We start from the raw sequence: 20184 nt of genomic DNA, 5'->3' as shown, positions 1-20184 counted from the left end.
CGGCGTCAGCCAATCTTGTTATCCACAGGCTCTGTGGATGAGATGTGGACGACGGCGCCAATGCTGTGGGTAACTCCCCGGAAGCTGTGCACGGACCGGGGGACGACGCTGTGGACAAAATCACCCGGGGCACCCCGTTACCCCATCTGACCTGGGATTTCATCATCCACCGACAGTGGGGGAGAAAAATCTTCGCCCGGGTTTCGAGAACGCCTCCAACGAGGCGGGAAGAACGCCCGAGTCGGCGCACAGGTAAGGATCGATACTATGTTGCGTCCGTTACCTGTGGAAGATTAGATTGGGCGCATGACACAGGCCCTCGCAGCACCCACGGCGGGGCCGAGACGGCACGACCGAGAGATCTTCGCACTCGCCGTCCCCGCCTTCGGCGCCCTCGTGGCCGAGCCCCTCTTCGTGATGGCCGACAGCGCCATCGTGGGACACCTCGGCACCCCTCAGCTGGCCGGCCTCGGCATCGCCGCCGCCCTGCTCACGACGGCCGTGAGCGTCTTCGTCTTCCTCGCCTACGCCACCACCGCGGCCGTCTCCCGCCGGGTCGGTGCCGGAGACCTGCCCGCAGCCATCCGGCAGGGCATGGACGGCATCTGGCTGGCCCTCCTGCTCGGCATCGCCGTCATCGCCGTGGTGCTGCCCACCGCCCCCTCGCTGATCTCCCTGTTCGGAGCCTCGGACAGCGTCGCCCCGCACGCGATCACCTATCTGCGCATCTCCGCCCTCGGCATCCCGGCGATGCTCGTGGTCCTGGCCGCCACGGGCGTCATCCGCGGCCTCCAGGACACCCGCACGCCGCTCTACGTCGCCATCGGCGGTTTCGCCCTCAACGCGGTCCTGAACGTCGCCCTCGTCTACGGCGCGGGCCTCGGCATCGCCGGTTCCGCCTGGGGCACCGTCCTGGCCCAGTGCGCCATGGCGGCCGCGTACCTCTTCGTGGTCGTCCGCGGGGCCCGACGGCACGGGGCCTCCCTGCGTCCCGACACCGCCGGCATCCGCGCCTGTGCCCAGGCCGGAGCCCCGCTGCTGGTCCGCACGCTGTCCCTGCGCGCCATCCTGATGATCGCGACCGCCGTGGCGGCCCGGCTCGGCGACGCCGACATCGCGGCCCACCAGATCCTGCTCTCCCTGTGGAGCCTGCTCGCCTTCGCCCTGGACGCCATTGCGATCGCCGGTCAGGCGATCATCGGCCGCTACCTGGGCTCGGGCGACACGGACGGTGCGAAGGCCGTCTGCCGCCGAATGGTGCAGTGGGGCATCGTCACGGGCATCGTGCTCGGCCTGCTGGTGGTCCTGGCCCGCCCCGTGTTCATTCCGCTGTTCACCAGCGATCCGGCGGTGGAGAAGGCGCTGCTGCCCGCTCTGCTGGTCGTGGCCCTCTCCCAGCCCGTCTCCGGCATCGTCTTCGTGCTGGACGGGGTCCTGATGGGTGCGGGCGACGGCCGCTACCTGGCCCGGGCGATGCTCGTGACGCTTGCCGTGTTCACCCCGGTCGCCCTGCTCGTCCCGACCCTGGGGGGCGGGCTGACGACGCTCTGGTGGGCCATGACCCTGATGATGCTGGTCCGGATGGTCACCCTTCAGCTGCGGGCCCGCTCCGGCCGATGGGCGATCGCGGGTGCCACCCGGTAGCTGTTTCACGTGAAACATCGCGGGGCCGTCGCCGTGTTTCACGTGAAACACCGGTCTGCGGGAACCCTGGATCCACGGTGGGGGAGCTCGGGAAACGACGAAGGGCCGCACCCCATCGGGGTGCGACCCTTCACGCGCAGCCCTTAGGCGGCGACGACCTCGATGCCCACGTTCGCGGCCACGTCGGCGTGCAGACGCACGGAGACCTGGTACGAACCGAGGGTCTTGATCGGGGAGCCCAGCTCAACGCGGCGCTTGTCGACCTTCGGGCCACCGGAAGCCTCGATCGCCGTGGCGATGTCGGCCGGGGTCACGGAGCCGAAGAGACGACCGGCGTCACCCGCGCGGGTGGCCAGACGGACCTTCACGCCCTCGAGCTTGGCCTTGACCTCGTTGGCCTGCTCGATGGTCGCGATCTCGTGGATCTTGCGGGCGCGGCGGATCTGCGCCACGTCCTTCTCGCCACCCTTGGTCCAGCGGATCGCGAAACCACGCGGGACCAGGTAGTTGCGAGCGTAACCGTCCTTGACGTCGACGACATCGCCGGCGGCACCGAGGCCAGAGACCTCGTGGGTCAGGATGATCTTCATTAGTCGGTCACCCTTTCCTTATCGCGCGGTGGACGTGTAGGGCAGCAGCGCCATCTCACGGCTGTTCTTCACGGCCGTGGCGACGTCACGCTGGTGCTGCGTGCAGTTGCCGGTGACGCGGCGGGCACGGATCTTGCCGCGGTCGGAAATGAACTTCCGCAGCATGTTCGTGTCCTTGTAGTCCACGTACGCGGTCTTGTCCTTGCAGAACGCGCAGACCTTCTTCTTAGGCTTGCGCACAGGCGGCTTCGCCATTGTGTCTCTCCTGTGTGATCAAGAAGTTTGGATGGAGCTGCCCTAGAAGGGCGGCTCGTCCGAGTAGCCACCGCCGGAGCCGCCGGAGCTTCCGCCCCAACCGCCCCCGCCGCCGCCCTGCTGCTGGCCACCGGCCGGCGCGCTGGACGCCCACGGGTCGTCGGAGGGAGCTCCGCCGCCCTGCTGGCCGCCGCTGGGGGCTCCGCCCCAGCCGCCGCCACCGCCGCCCTGCTGCTGACCGCCGCCGCCGTATCCACCCTGGCCACCGCGACCGGTGGTCTTGGCGACCTTGGCCGTGGCGTTCTTCAGGCTGGGGCCGACTTCCTCGACGTCCAGCTCGTAGACCGTGCGCTTGACACCCTCACGGTCCTCGTACGACCGCTGCCTCAGCCGGCCCTGCACGATGACGCGCATGCCTCGCTGAAGGGACTCGGCGACGTTCTCCGCCGCCTGCCGCCACACCGAGCAGGTCAGGAACAGGCTCTCGCCGTCCTTCCACTCATTGGTCTGACGGTCGAAGGTGCGGGGGGTGGACGCGACACGGAACTTCGCGACCGCCGCACCCGAGGGGGTGAAGCGCAGCTCGGGGTCGTCGACGAGATTGCCGACGACCGTGATGACGGTCTCGCCTGCCATGGATGAACCTCTCGGCGGGGATTGCTGCTGGGCTGCTGTGCTACTCGATCCCGATTACCGCTGAACCGAAGTTCAGTGGGTCTCGGGACGAAGGACCTTGGTCCGGAGAACCGACTCGTTCAGGTTCATCTGTCGGTCAAGCTCCTTGACGACCGCGGGCTCAGCCTGCAGGTCGATGACCGAGTAGATGCCCTCGGGCTTCTTCTTGATCTCGTAAGCGAGACGACGACGGCCCCAGGTGTCGACCTTCTCGACCTTTCCGTTGCCCTCACGGACGACGGAGAGGAAGTTCTCGATCAGCGGGGAGACAGCGCGCTCCTCGAGATCGGGGTCGAGGATGACCATCACTTCGTAGTGACGCATGTGGAACCCACCTCCTTTGGACTCAGCGGCCACGGTCGTTCCGTGGCAGGAGGGTCGTGATGCGTGAGCACGGCGTCCGCAGAGCAGACACCGCGCAGCTGTACAGACTACCTGCTCGCGTCCTTCCGGTTGAAATCCGGCAGGAGAGGGCCACAATCTGTATCCATCGGGTGTGCTCGGTGCTATGCCCTCGGCCCCCTGCCGGAGGCAGCCCGCAGCACCGCCAGCTTCAGCCAGGAGGTGCCTTCCGATGGCACAGGCAATGCGGCCCCCTCAGATCTCCCTGCTCTCCACCGACGGAAAGCCCCACCCGCTGCAGGACACCCTGATGGCGGTCACCCTGACCCTCGGCGCCGTGGCGTTCGTCACGGCCTTCTTCCACAACCTGCACCTGATCAGCTCGTGGGCCGGGCTGATCGGAATCCTGACCGGCGCGTACGGACAGTTCGTCTCCGTCACGACACGCGAGCGCTTCGCGCTGATCATCGGCCTTGGCGCGTCTGCCATCGGCTTCTACCTGGGCATGTTCCACGGCGGCCTCTTCGGGGGCTGACCGGGCCGCCCGGGGCACCTCCGCGGCAGGGCGCCGGCCGCACACCGGCCCGGGCCCACGGCCCGTCCCCCAGAAGGGTGGCGCCCCTGTCGCAGTAGGCTTCGCGCCATAGCCAGCGAAGCCGCCGAGGAGACGCCCCGCATGAGCCTGTCCCTGAGGACCATCAGCCGAGAGCAGCATCTGGGTTACCTCCAGAGCCTGCCCTCGGCGAGCCACTGCCAGGTCCCGGCGTGGGCCGACGTGAAGAACGAGTGGCGTTCCGAGAACCTCGGTTGGTTCAACGAGTCCGAGGAACTCGTCGGAGCGGCACTCGTGCTGTACCGCCAGCTGCCCAAGGTCAAGCGCTACCTCGCCTACCTCCCCGAGGGGCCGGTCATCAACTGGTACTCCCCGAACCTGGAGGAGTGGCTCCAGCCGATGCTGGCCCACCTCAAGCAGCAGGGCGCCTTCACGGTGAAGATGGGCCCGCCCGTCGTCATCCGCCGCTGGAACTCGGCCGCCATCAAGGCCGGCATCCAGGACCCGAACGTGAAGCGCCTGCGCGACGTGGAGGCCTCGGTCATCGAGCCCCGCGCCTTCGAGGTGTCCGACAAGCTGCGCCGCATGGGCTGGCAGCAGGCCGAGGACGGCGGCGCCGGTTTCGGCGACGTCCAGCCGCGCTACGTCTTCCAGGTACCGCTGGCCAACCGCTCGCTGGACGACGTCCTCAAGGGCTTCAACCAGCTGTGGCGCCGCAACATCAAGAAGGCCGAGAAGGCCGGCGTCGAGGTCGTCCAGGGCGGCTACGACGACCTGCCGACCTGGCAGCACCTCTACGAGATCACGGCCGAGCGCGACAAGTTCCGCCCCCGCCCCCTCAGCTACTTCCAGCGCCAGTGGACGGCCCTCAACTCCGAGGACCCCAACCGGATGCGCCTGTACATCGCCACGCACGAGGGAGAGCCGCTGGCCGCCGCCACGATGCTCACCGTCGGCCAGCACGTCTGGTACTCCTACGGCGCCTCCGCCAACCACAAGCGCGAGGTCCGGCCTTCGAACGCGATGCAGTGGCGGATGCTGCGCGACGCGTACGCGCTCGGTGCGAGCGTCTACGACCTGCGCGGAATCTCTGACACGCTGGACGAGAACGACCACCTGTTCGGTTTGATCCAGTTCAAGGTCGGTACGGGCGGCGAAGCCGTGGAGTACGTCGGCGAGTGGGACTTCCCGCTGAACAAGGTGCTGCACAAGGCGCTCGACATCTACATGTCGCGTCGCTGACCCACCCAGATCCACCCGCTTTCCCCAGCACAGTCCCGCTGCACCACGCAGCTTCACAGGAGAGGTTCCGGACGGGCATGGCGCTCACGCTCTACGTCGACACCGCGCGCTGGCGTGCGCACCAGAAGCAGGTCCAGGACCAGTTCCCCGGGATGATCCCGGTCTGCAAGGGCAACGGCTACGGCTTCGGCCACGAGCGGCTGTGCGAGGAGGCGACCCGGATGGGCGCCGACGTACTCGCGGTCGGCACGACGTACGAGGCCGCCAGCATCAAGGACTGGTTCGGTGGCGACCTGCTCGTCCTGACCCCGTTCCGCCGGGGCGAGGAGCCGGTACCGCTCCCGGACCGGGTCATCCGCTCGGTGTCCTCGCTGGAAGGGGTCCGCAGCCTGGTCGGTGCCCGTGTGGTCATCGAGTGCATGAGCTCGATGCGCCGTCACGGGATCTCCGAGCAGGACCTGGGCCAGCTGCACGGCGCGATCGAGGACGTGCGGCTGGAGGGCTTCGCCCTGCACCTGCCCCTGGACCGCCCGGACGGCTCGGACGCCGTGGAGGAGGTCATCGGCTGGATGGACCGGCTGCGCGCGGCCCGGCTGCCGCTGCACACCATGTTCGTCAGCCACCTGCGGGCCGAGGAGCTGGCACGGCTCCAGCAGCAGTTCCCCCAGACCCGTTTCCGGGCCCGCATCGGCACCCGGCTGTGGCTGGGCGACCACGAGGCGACCGCGTACCGCGGCTCGGTGCTCGACGTCACGCGGGTGGCCAAGGGTGACCGGTTCGGCTACCGCCAGCAGAAGGCCGCCTCCGACGGCTGGCTGGTCGTGGTCGCCGGCGGCACCTCGCACGGCGTGGGCCTGGAGGCCCCGAAGGCGCTGCACGGTGTGATGCCGCGCGCCAAGGGCGTCGCCCGGGCGGGCCTGGCCACGGTCAACCGGAACCTTTCGCCCTTCGTGTGGGCGGGCAAGCAGCGCTGGTTCGCCGAGCCGCCGCACATGCAGGTGTCGATCCTGTTCGTGCCCGCCGACGCGACCGAGCCGAAGGTCGGCGACGAGCTCGTGGCGCACCTGCGCCACACCACCACGCAGTTCGACCGGCTGCTCGACTCCTGAGCCGTCCCGGTCAGTCCTTGGGGCCGGTGCCCCAGTCGACCCGCTGTCCCTCCGAGGGCGTCGCGTACCGCGGCGCCCTCGCTGCGTCCGACAGCACGAACACGTCCTCCGCCCCGTCCAGGACGCCCCCGGAGGGGTCGTCCGAACCGTCCCGGCGTACGACGTCGTGCTCCGGGAGCAGGATGTCCCGGACGACGACGGCGCACAGGTACAGGGTGGTCAGCAGGTGGGCGGCGATGGCCAGCTGGTAGCCCTCCACCGGCAGGCCCTGGTGCTTGTCCCCGCTGTTGATGTAGGCGAGGTAGAACCAGATCCCGAGGAAGTAGGCGACCTCGCCGGCCTGCCAGATCAGGAAGTCCCGCCAGCGCGGCCGGGCCAGCGCGGCGAGCGGGATGAGCCACAGCACGTACTGCGGTGAGTAGACCTTGTTGCAGAGGATGAAGGCGGCGACGACCAGGAAGGCCAGCTGGGCGAAGCGCGGCCGGCGGGGCGCGGTCAGGGTGAGCAGTGCGATAGCCCCGCACAGCAGGAGCGTCAACCCGGTCGCGTAGGTGTTGGCGTCGTGCAGGGGGTTGCCGGAGCGCTGGGAGATCAGCAGCCAGACGGAGCCGAAGTCGATGGGCCGCTCCTGGCTGAAGGTGTAGAACTTCTTCCAGCCGTCCCAGGCGAAGAACATGACGGGAACGTTCACCACGAGCCAGGCCCCGGCAGCGCCGACGGCGGCCAGGCCGAACTCGCGCCACTTCCCGGCCCGCCAGCAGAGCACGAACAGGACCCCGAGCAGCAGGACGGGGTAGAGCTTGGCGGCGGTGGCCAGACCGATGAGGACGCCGAAGAGGAGCGTCCGCCCACGGGACCACATGAGCATCCCGGCCGCGGTCAGGGCGATGGCCAGCAGGTCCCAGTTGATCGTCGCCGTCAGCGCGAAGGCGGGCGCGAGGGCGAAGAGCAGGGCGTCCCAGGGCCGCCGGCGGTGGGTGCGCGCGACGCACACGGCGATGACCGCCGCGCAGGCCATCAGCATGCCCGCGTTGACCATCCAGTACATCTGCTCGCGGTGCTGCATGGAGCCGCTGCCGGGGGTCAGCCAGGAGGCGATCTCCATGAAGAGCCCGGTGAGCACCGGGTACTCCAGGTACTCCATGTCGCCGGGGAGCCGGTCGAAGTACGGCGTCAGGTTGTCGGCGAAGCCGCGCACCGCGTACAGGTGCGGGATGTCGGAGTAGCAGGCGTGGGTGTACTGCGAGGACGCCCCGCGGAACCAGGCCCACTCGTAGCAGGGCAGCTTCTGCACCATGCCGAGCGCGAACATGCCGATGGCGAGGAGGGCCACGACGCGCACCGGTCCCAGCCAGTGGCCGCCGAGGCGGGCGTAGCGGCCGAGCGGGCCGCCGATGAGCTCACTGCCGGCTGCGGCGACCTCGTCCTGCTGCGTGGGCAGTACGGGGCGGTCCTCGTGCACCTGGGTCATGGGGCTCATCCTGCCGTACGGGGCCGGGGACGGGGGAAGGCCGCCGCACAGTGCGTGCGACGGCCTTCCTCGGTCGGCGGGGGTGGCGGAGCGGATCAGTCCGGCGCGGTGCCGGTGGTCGATCCGGTGAGGCCGCCCGGGCGGCCCGGTCTGCCGCTGGGCGACGGGGACGGCGACCCGCTGGGCCCGCCGATGATCCCCGAATTGCTGCCGCTGTTCGCACCCTCGTTGGTGCCGCCGCGCGTGGTCTCGGGGTCGCAGTACAGCTCCCACGGCTTGCACGGCCGGCCCCCGCCCTTGGACGGCGACGGCGACGGCGGCGGAGAGCTCGGCGGGAGGGACGACGGAGACGGGGACGGCGAGGCGGGTGCCACGGGGGTGGGGGAGGGGGCGCCGGCGGAGTCGGCCGTGACGCCGATGTCCTCGGCCTCCGGGAACTGCTTGACCGGGGCGCCCTTGAGGGCCTCGCCCATGTACTCGGTCCAGATCTCGGCCGGGATGTCACCACCGTGGAGGGAGGGGATGTCGCCCACGCCCTTCATGGAGATCAGCTTCTTCTCCGCCGAGTTGGGGTCGGTGCGGAAGAGGACCACGGACGTGGACAGTTCCGGGGTGTAGCCGACGAACCACGCCGACTTGTTCTCGTCGGTGGTACCGGTCTTGCCCGCGGCCGGCCGGCCCAGCTTCTTGGCCTTCTTGCCGGTGCCGTTCTCGATGACGTTCTCCAGCACCTTGGTGACGTTGTCCGCCACCGCGTTGTCCATGGCCCGCTGGTCCTTGGGCGGCTCGAAGCCGGACAGCTTCTCGCCGTTCTTCTCGACCAGGGTCACGGAGTACGGCTCGCGGTGCATGCCGGAGGCGGCGAAGGTCGCGTACGAGTCGGCCATGCGGATGGCGCTGGGGGTGGAGGTGCCCAGGGCGAAGGAGGCGTCGTTGTTGGGGTTGATCGACTCCTCGAGGATGCCCGTGGACTTCGCCACGTTCTTGACCTTGTCGTGGCCGACGTCGAAGACGAGCTGGGCGAACGGGACGTTGATGGACTTCTCCATCGCCTCGTTGAGGGTCACGTACCCGAAGGCGGTGGGGCTCTCGTTCTTCTGCCTGAACGGGTTGCCCGAGGAGTCGCGCAGCGGCTTGCCCTCACGGTTGTTGATCACTGTGAGGTCGTTCGCCTGGTACTTGCTGTCGACCGAGATGCCCTTGCCGTTGGAGTTCTGGGTGCCGTACTCCATGGCCGCGGCCAGCACGTACGGCTTCCAGGTCGAGCCGACCGGGACACCGCTGGTGTTGGCGTTGTTGCTGAAGTACTTCTGGTCCCAGCCCGGGCCGCCGTAGAGGGCCACGAGCCCGCCCGTCTTCACGTCCACGGAGGCGGCGCCGAACTGTACGAACGTGTCGGTGTCGGGGCGCTTCTTCTCGTCGATCAGCCCGGCGCGGATGTCCTCGACGGCCTTGGCCATGGCGTCGACCTTGGGCTTCTCGAAGGTGGTCCTGATCCGGTAGCCGCCCATGGCCATCTGTTCGGCGGTGATGCCCTTGGTCTTCATCACGTACGCCTTGGCCGTGTCGACCAGGTAGCCGATCTGGCCGGTCATGCCGCGGGCCTGCGCCGACTCGACGCGCGCGGGGAACTCCGTGTGCTTCGCGCGCTCCGCCGGGTCCATGCGGCCCACCTCGACCTCGCGGTCCAGCACCCAGGCCCAGCGCTCCCGGGCGCGCTTCTCGTTGAGGACGGGGGTGGCGGCGGCGCCGATGCCGCCGTCCGGGTTGTAGAGGTTGGGGCCCTTGAGCACGGCGGCGAGGAAGGCGCACTCGGAGGGGTTCAGGTCCTGGCTGTCCTTGCCGAAGTAGGCGCGGGCCGCGGCCTGGATGCCGTAGGCGTCGCGACCGTAGTAGGCGGTGTTGAGGTATCCCGCCAGGACCGTGTCCTTCTCCTCCTTGACGCCGAGCCTTATCGCGATGAAGAGCTCGGTGGCCTTCCGCTTGAGCGTCTGGTCGGAGTCCAGGTAGGTGTTCTTGACGTACTGCTGGGTGATGGTCGAGCCGCCCTGGGTGGAGCCGCCCGTGCCCATGTTCCACACGGCGCGGGCGATGCCCATCGGGTCCACGCCCTTGTCGGTCTCGAAGGACTCGTTCTCGGCCGCGATCACGGCGTCCCTCATCGACCGGGGGATGCTCGAAATGGGGACGATCTGGCGGTTCATCGAACCGCCCGTCGCCACCATCTGGCTGCCGTCGGCCCAGTAGAAGACGTTGTTCTGCGCCTGGGCCGCCTTGTTCGGGTCCGGCGTGCTCACCATGGCGATGCCGATGCCGGTACCGGCGATGATGACCGCGAAGAAGCCCAGGGCGGTGCCGGAGACCAGCTTCCAGGAGGGTACGAAGCGCTTCCAGCCGTCCCGGTCGGACCGCGGGTAGTTGATCAGCCGCTTGTCCGGGCGGCCGGCGCCGCGTGCGCCGCCGGCTCCGCCTCTGCCACGGCCCGGGGCCCCTCTCTGCGCGGCCCGGCGGGCGTCGGCGCGACTGCCCTGGGCGGGCTGCTGTGCGTACGGGCCGCTGTGTGACGCGGTGGGGACGTCACGTCCGGCACCCCGGCCGGGGCGCTGCTGGGCGGCGCGGCGGGCGGAGGCCCGCCCACCGCCCTGGGGCTGCGGCGGTTTGCGGCGGTGCTCGCTCATCGAACGACTACTCCTCGGGCAGGCGAGTGGCCTGGAAGCGGCAGATGAATTCCGGTTCCCCCCGGTGTCATGGCGCACAGACTACGCACGCTCAAAACCAGCCCAGTGCCGAAGTTCACCCCAAATCAGGCAACCTGCCTGGTGCGAATCGGTGATGTGATGCCGGTCACCATGTCTCCCCTTGTCGATGGAGGCGCCCCGTTCTATCGTCTGGATGTATCGAGTCGATACATCAGCTCGACATAAAGACTCAGGGGTGGAGGAGAGGCAGGCGGATGAGCAGACGCTCCGGCATCCTCGAATTCGCCGTCCTCGGACTGCTCCGCGAATCCCCCATGCACGGCTATGAGCTGCGCAAGCGGCTCAACACCTCGCTGGGAGTGTTCAGGGCCTTCAGCTACGGGACGCTCTACCCCTGCCTCAAGACGCTCGTCGCCAACGGCTGGTTGATCGAAGAACCGGGCAACGCCCCGGAAGACGCTCTCGCCGCTTCACTCGCAGGGCGCCGCGCCAAGATCGTCTACCGGTTGACGGCCGCGGGTAAGGAGCGCTTCGAGGAGCTGCTCTCCCACACCGGCCCCGAGACCTGGGAGGACGAGTCCTTCGCCGCCCGCTTCGCCTTCTTCGGCCAGACCGAACGAGACGTGCGCATGCGGGTACTGGAGGGCCGCCGCAGCCGGCTGGAGGAGCGCCTGGAGAAGATGCGCGCCTCCCTCGCCCGAACGCGGGAGCGCCTCGACGACTACACGCTTGAGCTGCAGCGGCACGGCATGGAGTCCGTGGAGCGCGAAGTGCGCTGGCTGAACGAGCTCATCGAGAGTGAGCGGGCGGGACGGGATCGCAGACGATCCGGTCCGTCCGACGAAACCGAAAAATGAGGCCTGCAGCTTTGCAGGCCTCGTCCGAGAACAAACAGGGAGCAACCGGAATGGGTTCGGTTCGCGTAGCCATCGTCGGCGTGGGCAACTGCGCCGCCTCGCTGGTGCAGGGCGTCGAGTACTACAAGGACGCCGACCCGGCGTCCAAGGTCCCCGGGCTGATGCACGTCCAGTTCGGCGACTACCACGTGCGTGACATCGAGTTCGTCGCCGCGTTCGACGTCGACGCGAAGAAGGTCGGCCTCGACCTTTCGGACGCCATCGGCGCCAGCGAGAACAACACCATCAAGATCTGCGACGTCCCGAACGCCGGTGTGACCGTTCAGCGCGGCCACACCTACGACGGTCTGGGCAAGTACTACCGCCAGACGATCGAGGAGTCCGCCGAGGCCCCCGTCGACGTCGTCCAGGTCCTCAAGGACCGTGAGGTCGACGTCCTGATCTGCTACCTGCCGGTCGGTTCCGAGGACGCTGCGAAGTTCTACGCGCAGTGCGCCATCGACGCCAAGGTCGCCTTCGTCAACGCCCTCCCGGTCTTCATCGCCGGCACCAAGGAGTGGGCCGACAAGTTCACCGAGGCCGGTGTCCCGATCGTCGGCGACGACATCAAGTCGCAGGTCGGCGCCACCATCACGCACCGCGTGATGGCGAAGCTGTTCGAAGACCGCGGTGTCCGTCTCGAGCGCACCATGCAGCTCAACGTCGGCGGCAACATGGACTTCAAGAACATGCTCGAGCGCGACCGCCTCGAGTCGAAGAAGATCTCCAAGACGCAGGCCGTCACCTCGCAGATCCCCGACCGCGAGCTGGGCGAGAAGAACGTCCACATCGGCCCGTCCGACTACGTCGCGTGGCTCGACGACCGCAAGTGGGCCTACGTCCGCCTCGAGGGCCGTGCCTTCGGTGACGTCCCGCTGAACCTCGAGTACAAGCTCGAAGTGTGGGACTCCCCGAACTCCGCCGGTGTCATCATCGACGCCCTGCGCGCCGCGAAGATCGCCAAGGACCGCGGTATCGGCGGCCCGATCCTGTCGGCGTCCAGCTACTTCATGAAGTCCCCGCCGGTCCAGTACTTCGACGACGAGGCCCTGGCCAACGTCGAGAAGTTCATCAAGGGCGAGGTCGAGCGCTAGTCGAAGCCCGCGAGTCCTGTCGACACCTGGACTTCGGCTGTTCTTCCGCGGAGGGTCCCCGGGCAATGTGCCCGGGGACCCTCCGCGTATGTGACCCTTTCCCTCATGCCTGTCGTACGTGATCTGCGCGTACTCCTGCGCCTGAGGGACTTCCGCAACCTGCTCGCCGTACGGCTGCTCTCCCAGGCGGCGGACGGCGTGTACCAGGTCGCGCTCGCCACCTATGTCGTCTTCTCCCCCGAGAAACAGACCTCACCGACGGCCATCGCCTCGGCCATGGCGGTACTGCTTCTGCCCTACTCGGTGATCGGCCCCTTCGCCGGAGTGCTGCTCGACCGCTGGAGACGACGTCAGGTCTTCCTCTACGGCAACCTGCTGCGAGCCTTCCTCGCCTGCATCACGGCGGTACTGATCGTCGCGCACGTACCCGACTGGCTGTTCTACGCCTCGGCGCTGTCCGTGACCGCGGTCAACCGCTTCGTGCTGGCCGGCCTGGCCGCCTCACTGCCCCGCGTCGTCGGCGCCGATCAGCTGGTCACCGCGAACGCTCTCTCCCCCACCGCGGGGACGCTCGCTGCCGTGGCCGGCGGAGGGCTGGCCTTCCTCGTCCGCCTGCTCGGGTCCGGCTCCAACGCCCTCGTCGTGCTCCTCGGGGCCTGCCTCTACCTGTGTGCGGCCCTCGTCTCGCTGAGACTGGCCATCGGGCTGCTCGGCCCCGACCACTCCGCCGGACAGGCCCACCCCTCCGTGGTCCAAGGCATCGCCCTCACGGTGCGGGGCATGGCCGAAGGCCTGCGGCACCTCGCCGCCCGGCGCCGGGCGGCCCGGGCGCTCACCGCGATGACCATGATGAGGTTCTGTTACGGCGCCCTTTTCGTCATGCTGCTGATGCTCTGCCGCTACGCCTGGTCGGACAACGAGGCCGAGGGGCTCGCCCTCCTGGGCATCGCGGTCGGCGCCTCCGGGGCCGGATTCTTCGCGGCCGCCGTCATCACCCCGTGGATGGTGGGGCGGCTGGGCACCCTCGGCTGGATCACCGCCTGCGCCGCGGGCTCCGCCATCCTCGTACCGGCCCTCGGCCTGTTCTTCGCCCCGGGTCCGATGCTGGTCGCCGCGTTCGTCCTCGGCCTGGCCACCCAGGGCGCCAAGATCTCCACCGACACCGAAGTGCAGTCCCGTGTGGACGACGACTACCGCGGCCGGGTGTTCTCCGTCTACGACGTGCTGTTCAACGTCGCGTTCGTCGGGTCGGCGGCTGTGGCCGCCCTCGTGCTCCCCGCCGACGGGCAGTCCGTGGTCCTGCTCGTCTGCGTGTCCGTTCTCTACGCCCTGACAGCGGCGTTGCTCGGCCGGCGCAGCCGATGTTTCACGTGAAACATCGCTCGCGACCGGTCTGCCCGGTGCCGATGTTTCACGTGAAACATCGGCACCGGGGCTCGCGGGTCAGGCCTGGGCCGCCCACCACTCCTTGAGCGCGGCAACAGCGGCGTCATGCCCCATCGGGCCGTTCTCCAGCCGCAGCTCCAGCAGGAACGCGTAGGCCTTGCCGATCACCGGCCCCGGGCCGACGTCCAGGACGCGCATGATCTCGTTGCCGTCCAGGTCGGGCCGGATCGCATCCAGCTCCTCCTGCTCCTGGAGCTGAGCAATGCGCTGCTCCAGCCCGTCGTAGGTACGGGAGAGCGCGTTGGCCTTGCGCTTGTTGCGCGTGGTGCAGTCGGACCGGGTCAGCTTGTGCAGGCGGTCCAGCAGCGGCCCGGCGTCACGGACGTAGCGCCGCACCGCGGAGTCGGTCCATTCGCCGTCGCCGTAGCCGTGGAAGCGCAGGTGCAGCTCGACCAGCCGGGACACGTCCTTGACCATGTCGTTGGAGTACTTCAGCGCGGTCAGCCGCTTCTTGGTCATCTTCGCCCCCACCACCTCGTGGTGGTGGAAGGAGACCCGGCCGTCGCTCTCGAAACGGCGGGTGCGGGGCTTGCCGATGTCGTGCAGCAGCGCAGCGAGGCGCAGCACGAGGTCCGGTCCGTCCTCCTCCAGCGCGATCGCCTGCTCCAGCACGATCAGGGAGTGGTCGTAGACGTCCTTGTGCCGGTGGTGCTCGTCACTCTCCAGCCGCAGCGCGGGCAGCTCCGGCAGCACCCGGTCGGCCAGCCCGGTGTCCACCAGCAGTCCCAAACCGCGGCGCGGGTTGGCGGACAGGATCAGCTTGTTCAGCTCGCCCTGGACCCGCTCCGCGGAGACGATCTCGATCCGGTCGGACATGGCCTTCATCGCCGCCACCACCTCAGGAGCGACCTCGAAGTCCAGCTGCGCCGAGAAGCGCGCCGCCCGCAGCATGCGCAGGGGATCGTCGGAGAAGGAGTCCTCCGGGGTTCCGGGGGTGCGCAGCACGCCGGCGGCCAGATCCTCCAGGCCGCCGTGCGGGTCGATGAACTCCTGCTCGGGCAGAGCCAGGGCCATCGCGTTGACCGTGAAATCACGGCGCACGAGGTCTTCGTCGATCGAGTCGCCGTAGGAGACCTCCGGCTTGCGCGACGTACGGTCGTAGGCCTCCGAGCGGTACGTCGTCACTTCGATCTGGAAGTTCCGCACGGCGTCCCCGACGCGCGCGTTCTTCTGGGCCCCGACGGTGCCGAAGGCGATGCCGACGTCCCAGACCGAGTCGGCCCACGGCCGGACGATCTTCAGAACGTCCTCGGGGCGGGCGTCGGTGGTGAAGTCGAGATCATTGCCGAGACGCCCGAGCAGCGCGTCGCGGACGGACCCGCCGACCAGAGCGAGGCGGAAGCCCGCCTCCTGGAACCGGCGGCCGAGCTCGTCGGCGACAGGAGCCACCCGCAGCAGGTCACTGACCGCGCTGCGCTGCACCTGACTGAGGGCACTGAGGTTGTCTTCGTTGGCGTTCGGCACAACTGAAAAGGGTACGTGCCCGGCCCACCGGGGACCGCCCCGTTTATCGGCGACCCCGGTACGGGGCCGCCGCGGGGCTGTGCCGATCATGTGGAGCAAGGGGCGGCACTCGCACACAGCGCACCTCGTTACCATTCGTGGACGCAGAAAAGACGACCACTGACACTTCTAGGGACGGGCTAGCGCGTGGCCGAGGCGGCAGACATCCAAGGGGCGTCACCCGCCCCTGTCCGGCGCCGATGGCTGCGGCGCGCGATCGTCCTGCTCGCCGGGACTCCCGTGCTGGCCGCTCTCGTCTACGCCCCCGCCCCCGAGGCCGAGGCCGTGCAGGCCTCCTCCGTCGACGTGCAGCTGGTCTCCATGGCGCCCAGCGCCCCTGTGAAGGGCGACACCCTCACCATCGAGGGCACCGTGGTCAACACCGGCTCCGAAACGATCACGAACGCCCACGTCGGACTCCGGGTGGGCTCCGCGCTCACGGACCGGTCGTCCATCGACGAGACGGCGGACCGCAACGGCTTCCGGGCCGGCGCCGACCCCGGCGAGATCGACTCGGCCTACGCGGTGAAGATCGCCTCCCTGCCGTCGAAGGTCACCCAGAACTTCACGCTCACCGTCCCGGTCAACAAGCTCGAACTCGACAAGGACGGCGTCTACCCGCTCGGGGTCTCGCTGTCCGGAGCGACCGAGAGCCGGCCGTCCGAGCAGGTGCTGGGCATCAAGCGGACCTTCCTGCCCTGGCAGCCCGAAGCCGCCGCCAAGCGCTCTCAGCTCACCTACGTATGGCCGCTGATCTCCGCCACCCGCGTCACCGCCGAAACCGGGTCCGACGAGCTCCAGACACCGGTCTTCCTCGACGACTCCCTCGCCGAGGAGCTCAAGCCGGGCGGCCGCCTGGAGCAGATGGTCACCCTCGGCAAGGACCTGCCGGTCACCTGGGTCATCGATCCCGACCTGCTCTACACCGTCGACGCGATGACCAAGGGCTACCGGGTCCGCGGCGCCAACGGAAAGTCCGTCCAGGGCAAGAACAAGGCCGTCGCCGAGCAGTGGCTGAGCTCCCTGGAGGCGGCCGTCCAGGGCAAGAAGGTCGTCGCGCTGCCCTTCGCCGACCCCGACCTCGCCTCCCTCGCCCACCACGGCAAGGACGTCTCGGGCACCCTGGGGCAGCTGCGCCCGGCCACCGACAAGGCGAAGAACGCCGTGCAGACCGTCCTGCACGTCCCCGCGTCCACCGACTTCTCCTGGCCCGTCAACGGCGCCATCGACCCCTCGATCGTCAACGTGGCCACCTCGGCCGGTGCCCACAACGTCCTGACCCGCAGCGACAGCCTCGTGGAGAGCGGCGCCCTCGGCTACACGCCGTCGGCCGCCCGGCCCATCGGGGCCGGCACCACCGCCGTCGTGGCGGACGCCGAGCTGTCCACCGCCTTCGAGGGCGACATGCTGAACGCCGGGCCCGCCACGCTCGCCGTGCAGCGGTTCCTCGCCCACAGCCTCGCCCTGAACCTGCAGAAGACCGACGAGCAGCGCAGCTTCGTCGTGGCCCCGCAGCGGATGCCCAGCGTCAGCCAGGCGCGGTCGATGGCGACCGCCATACGCGGCCTCCAGGGGGGCCGCTGGACGCAGCCGGCGGACCTCGAGGCGGCGGCCGCCGCCAAGCCCGACCCGGGCGCCGCCACCCAGGTGCCCGGCGCCGGCCAGTACCCGGAGGACCTGCGCAAGCAGGAGCTGCCGGTATCGGCCTTCGAGAAGATCCGCACCACGCAGAACACGCTCGACCATTTCAAGGTGATCCTCGCCGCGCCGGACCGCGTGGAGATCCCCTTCGGCAACACCATCAACCGCGAGATGTCGACCTCCTGGCGAGGGCGTCCCGACGAGGCCCGCCTCTACCGGGACCAGGTGCAGGAATACCTGATGGGTCTCACCGAGAAGGTCAAGGTCGTCCCCAAGTCCGATGCCACCCTGTCCGGACACAGCGCCACCATCCCCGTCAGCGTCCAGAACAGCCTCGTGCAGGACGTGCACGACCTGGTCCTGCGGGTGAAGTCCGCCAACCCGTCCCGCCTGATGTTCGGCGAGAGCGGCCAGGCGGAACAGCAGGTCACCGTGCAGGGCGACCACACCCAGACGGTGAAGTTCCCCGCCAACGCCACCGCGAGCGGCCCCGTCGAGGTCACCGCACAGCTCTTCACCAAGGACGGCATCCCCTACGGCAAGGAACGCCGGTTCACCGTGGAGGCCACCGAGATCACTCCCACCGTGATGCTCGTGATCGCCGGCGGTGTGCTCCTCCTGGTCCTGGCAGGCATCAAGATGTACGCCAGTCGCAAGCGTGTCGCGGCCCGCGCCGCCGCCGAGGAGAGCACGCAGCCGAGTGACGAGTCCCCGGACACCGAACCGCAAAGCACCGAGGGGTCCGGCACGAGTGAGACAGTGGACCGTTGAGCGATGCCGTGGCCGGTCGGCCTGGGGACGATGAGGTGGGGTTTCGATGAACGCGCCGTACGACGGTGACCGCGCGCAGGGCACTGGCGGGCCTGCGCCCTCCCAGGGCACTGCCCCGGGCACCCCGGTGCCCGGGCAGGTTCCCGTGCCTGCGCCCGCGCCGGACCGCGACCCGTATGTCCAGGATGCCTACGACTACGACCCGTACCGGTCCCAGGACCTGTCCGCCCAGGACCCCGTCGACGAGGTCCTCTACGACCGTGCCGCGCACCCGCCGCCGGCGCCCGGCACCTTCCAGGAGCCCGGTCCGCTCTACGCGGCGCCGAGTGCGCCCATGTACGCCCCCGACCCGCGCGTCTGGGCGCAGACCCCGCCGCCCGAGCCGGACGGCCCCTCCCGGCACCTGCCGTACGGCGACCACGCCACCACCACCGAGTTCGTGGGCGTGGACTCGCTCGTCACGCGGGCCTCGGAGGAGCAGCCCGAGCCGGATGCCTTCGCCCACCTCTACCGGGACCAGGAGGCGGCGCCCCGTACCCCCGCCGAGGACGCTCCCGTGGCCGCCCCGGCCCCCAGCAAGCCGGCCGGACGTGCCGCGAGCCTGCTCAAGTCCAGCGCGCTCATGGCCGCGGGCACGATCGTCTCCCGCATCACCGGCTTCCTGAGAACCCTGGTCATCGCCGCGGCGATCGGCGTCGGCACCTTCAACGACACGTACCAGATCGCCAACACGCTGCCCACGATGATCTACGTGCTCGTCGGTGGCGGCGCTCTCAACGCCGTCTTCATCCCGCAGCTGGTCCGCGCGATGAAGAACGACGACGACGGGGGCGAGGCGTACGCCAACCGGCTGCTGACCCTCGTCGTGGTGCTGCTGGCGGGCATCACCACCATCTGTGTCCTGGCCGCACCGGTGTTCATCACGATGATGTCGCCGAAGATCGCGTCGGACCCGCAGCAGATGGACGTGGCCGTCGCGTTCGCGCGCTACTGCCTGCCCACCATGTTCTTCATGGGCGTCCATGTGGTGCTCGGTCAGATCCTGAACGCCCGCGGCCGCTTCGGCGCCATGATGTGGACGCCGGTCCTCAACAACATCGTGGTCATCGCCACCTTCGGCGCCTTCATCTGGGCCTTCGGCGGCTTCACCACCTCCGGTGTCAACGCCACCACCGTCACCCCGGAAGGCGTCCGCCTGCTGGGTCTCGGCACCCTGCTGGGCCTGACCGTCCAGGCCCTCGCGATGCTCCCGTACCTGCGCGACGCGGGCTTCAAGCCGCGCCTGCGCTTCGACTGGAAGGGCCACGGCCTCGGCAAGGCCGCCCGCCTGGCGAAGTGGACGTTCTTCTTCGTCCTCGCCAACCAGGTCGGCCTCGTCATCGTCACCCAGCTCGCCACCTGGGCCGGCTCGGTCGCCGAGAAGCAGGGCCACCCCGGTACCGGCATCACCGCCTACAACTACGCGCTGCTGCTGTGGCAGATGCCGCAGGCGATCATCACCGTCTCCGTCATGACGGCCGTCCTGCCCCGCATCTCCCGCTCCGCCCACGACGGGGACGCCGCCGCGGTCCGCGACGACATCTCCTACGGACTGCGCACCTCGGCCGTCGCGATCGTCCCCTGCGCCTTCGCGTTCCTCGCCCTCGGCGTCCCGATGGCGACCCTGCTCTACGCGGGCTCCGGCTCCGGCGCCCAGAACATCGGCTACGTCCTGATGGCCTTCGGCCTCGGACTGATCCCGTACTCCGTCCAGTACGTCGTCCTGCGCGGCTTCTACGCCTACGAGGACACCCGGACGCCCTTCTACAACACCGTCATCGTCGCCGCCGTCAACGCGGCGGGCTCGGCCATCTCCTTCTTCGTCCTCCCCGCCCGCTGGGCGGTCGTCGGCATGGCCGCCTCCTACGGTCTCGGCTACGCCGTGGGCGTGGGCGTGGCCTGGCGCCGCCTGCGCACCAGGCTCGGTGGCGACCTCGACGGCGCCCATGTGATGCGCACCTACGCCCGTCTCACCGGGGCCTGTGTCCCGGCCGCCGCCGTGGCCGGCGCGGCCGCCTACGCGGTCACCCAGTGGCTGGGCAGCGGAGTCCTGGGTTCCGCCACCGCCCTGGTCGCCGGCGGTATCGCCCTCGCGGCCGTGTTCCTCATCGCGGCCAAGCGGATGCGGATCGAGGAGCTCAACGCGATGGTCGGGATGGTCCGAGGACGTTTGGGGCGCTGATCCGCACAACCGTCGCCCCCTTTCGTGTGTCG

At 69.2% G+C, this 20184-nt stretch carries 16 protein-coding genes; 9 read left to right on the top strand and 7 right to left on the bottom strand.

Features of this window, described 5'->3' with window-relative positions; translation table 11 throughout:
• The first annotated feature begins 306 nt into the window (after window positions 1-306).
• Window positions 307-1644, top strand: coding sequence for an MATE family efflux transporter (locus AB0O53_RS06320; protein ID WP_365193487.1), 1338 nt, complete (start codon window positions 307-309; stop codon window positions 1642-1644).
• A gap of 143 nt (window positions 1645-1787) precedes the next feature.
• On the opposite strand, the gene rplI is transcribed toward AB0O53_RS06320, so the two are convergent.
• The 4 genes from rplI to rpsF all read right to left on the bottom strand — a co-directional run bounded on the left by rplI (window position 1788) and on the right by rpsF (window position 3488).
• On the bottom strand, window positions 1788-2234 hold the full coding sequence (rplI, locus tag AB0O53_RS06315) for a 50S ribosomal protein L9 (protein ID WP_031156063.1): 447 nt from the start codon (window positions 2232-2234) through the stop codon (window positions 1788-1790).
• Window positions 2235-2252: 18 nt separating this feature from the next.
• Window positions 2253-2489, bottom strand: coding sequence for a 30S ribosomal protein S18 (gene rpsR, locus AB0O53_RS06310; RefSeq protein ID WP_005315025.1), 237 nt, complete (start codon window positions 2487-2489; stop codon window positions 2253-2255).
• A gap of 42 nt (window positions 2490-2531) precedes the next feature.
• Complete coding sequence (locus AB0O53_RS06305) at window positions 2532-3125, bottom strand: single-stranded DNA-binding protein (protein WP_031156060.1); 594 nt, start codon at window positions 3123-3125, stop codon at window positions 2532-2534.
• A gap of 72 nt (window positions 3126-3197) precedes the next feature.
• Complete coding sequence (gene rpsF, locus AB0O53_RS06300; RefSeq protein ID WP_004950685.1) at window positions 3198-3488, bottom strand: 30S ribosomal protein S6; 291 nt, start codon at window positions 3486-3488, stop codon at window positions 3198-3200.
• A gap of 250 nt (window positions 3489-3738) precedes the next feature.
• On the opposite strand from rpsF, the gene AB0O53_RS06295 reads away from it, so the two are divergent.
• The 3 genes from AB0O53_RS06295 (at window position 3739) to AB0O53_RS06285 (ending at window position 6410) form a co-directional block, all read left to right on the top strand.
• A complete protein-coding gene (locus tag AB0O53_RS06295; protein WP_030008388.1) occupies window positions 3739-4041 on the top strand; it encodes a hypothetical protein in 303 nt (100 codons plus the stop codon).
• 141 nt (window positions 4042-4182) lie between these two features.
• On the top strand, window positions 4183-5301 hold the full coding sequence (locus tag AB0O53_RS06290; protein ID WP_350990419.1) for a lipid II:glycine glycyltransferase FemX: 1119 nt from the start codon (window positions 4183-4185) through the stop codon (window positions 5299-5301).
• Window positions 5302-5378: 77 nt separating this feature from the next.
• Complete coding sequence (locus tag AB0O53_RS06285) at window positions 5379-6410, top strand: alanine racemase (RefSeq protein ID WP_350990417.1); 1032 nt, start codon at window positions 5379-5381, stop codon at window positions 6408-6410.
• A 10-nt stretch (window positions 6411-6420) separates the two neighbouring features.
• Here AB0O53_RS06285 and AB0O53_RS06280 read toward each other — a convergent pair whose 3' ends face one another.
• Window positions 6421-7881, bottom strand: a complete 1461-nt coding sequence (locus tag AB0O53_RS06280; RefSeq protein ID WP_365193483.1) for a glycosyltransferase family 87 protein — start codon at window positions 7879-7881, stop codon at window positions 6421-6423.
• A 95-nt stretch (window positions 7882-7976) separates the two neighbouring features.
• Window positions 7977-10559: a transglycosylase domain-containing protein gene (locus tag AB0O53_RS06275; RefSeq protein WP_350990413.1), complete on the bottom strand. Its 2583-nt coding sequence runs from the start codon at window positions 10557-10559 to the stop codon at window positions 7977-7979.
• A 275-nt stretch (window positions 10560-10834) separates the two neighbouring features.
• On the opposite strand from AB0O53_RS06275, the gene AB0O53_RS06270 reads away from it, so the two are divergent.
• From AB0O53_RS06270 to AB0O53_RS06260, 3 genes are all read left to right on the top strand, one after another.
• The gene (locus AB0O53_RS06270; protein ID WP_030839336.1) at window positions 10835-11437 is read left to right on the top strand and encodes a PadR family transcriptional regulator; all 603 of its coding nucleotides are present in this window, start codon (window positions 10835-10837) and stop codon (window positions 11435-11437) included.
• A 50-nt stretch (window positions 11438-11487) separates the two neighbouring features.
• Entirely contained in the window at window positions 11488-12570 is a 1083-nt protein-coding gene (locus tag AB0O53_RS06265) for an inositol-3-phosphate synthase (protein ID WP_030956798.1), read from the top strand.
• Window positions 12571-12675: 105 nt separating this feature from the next.
• The gene (locus AB0O53_RS06260; protein WP_350990410.1) at window positions 12676-13944 is read left to right on the top strand and encodes an MFS transporter; all 1269 of its coding nucleotides are present in this window, start codon (window positions 12676-12678) and stop codon (window positions 13942-13944) included.
• Window positions 13945-14013: 69 nt separating this feature from the next.
• Here the strand turns inward: AB0O53_RS06260 and AB0O53_RS06255 are convergent, their stop codons facing one another.
• Window positions 14014-15480: a CCA tRNA nucleotidyltransferase gene (locus AB0O53_RS06255; RefSeq protein ID WP_350990408.1), complete on the bottom strand. Its 1467-nt coding sequence runs from the start codon at window positions 15478-15480 to the stop codon at window positions 14014-14016.
• A gap of 186 nt (window positions 15481-15666) precedes the next feature.
• Here AB0O53_RS06255 and AB0O53_RS06250 point away from each other — a divergent pair, with 186 nt between their 5' ends.
• Window positions 15667-17931, top strand: coding sequence for a DUF6049 family protein (locus tag AB0O53_RS06250; protein WP_350990406.1), 2265 nt, complete (start codon window positions 15667-15669; stop codon window positions 17929-17931).
• 46 nt (window positions 17932-17977) lie between these two features.
• Entirely contained in the window at window positions 17978-20152 is a 2175-nt protein-coding gene (murJ, locus tag AB0O53_RS06245) for a murein biosynthesis integral membrane protein MurJ (protein ID WP_350990404.1), read from the top strand.
• Window positions 20153-20184: the final 32 nt, after the last annotated feature.

The organism is Streptomyces erythrochromogenes (assembly GCF_040684695.1).
Classification (GTDB): Bacteria; Actinomycetota; Actinomycetes; order Streptomycetales; family Streptomycetaceae; genus Streptomyces; species Streptomyces erythrochromogenes_C.
The sequence above is the reverse complement of the archived record's forward strand: the minus strand, read 5'-3'. Positions and strand labels throughout refer to the sequence as shown.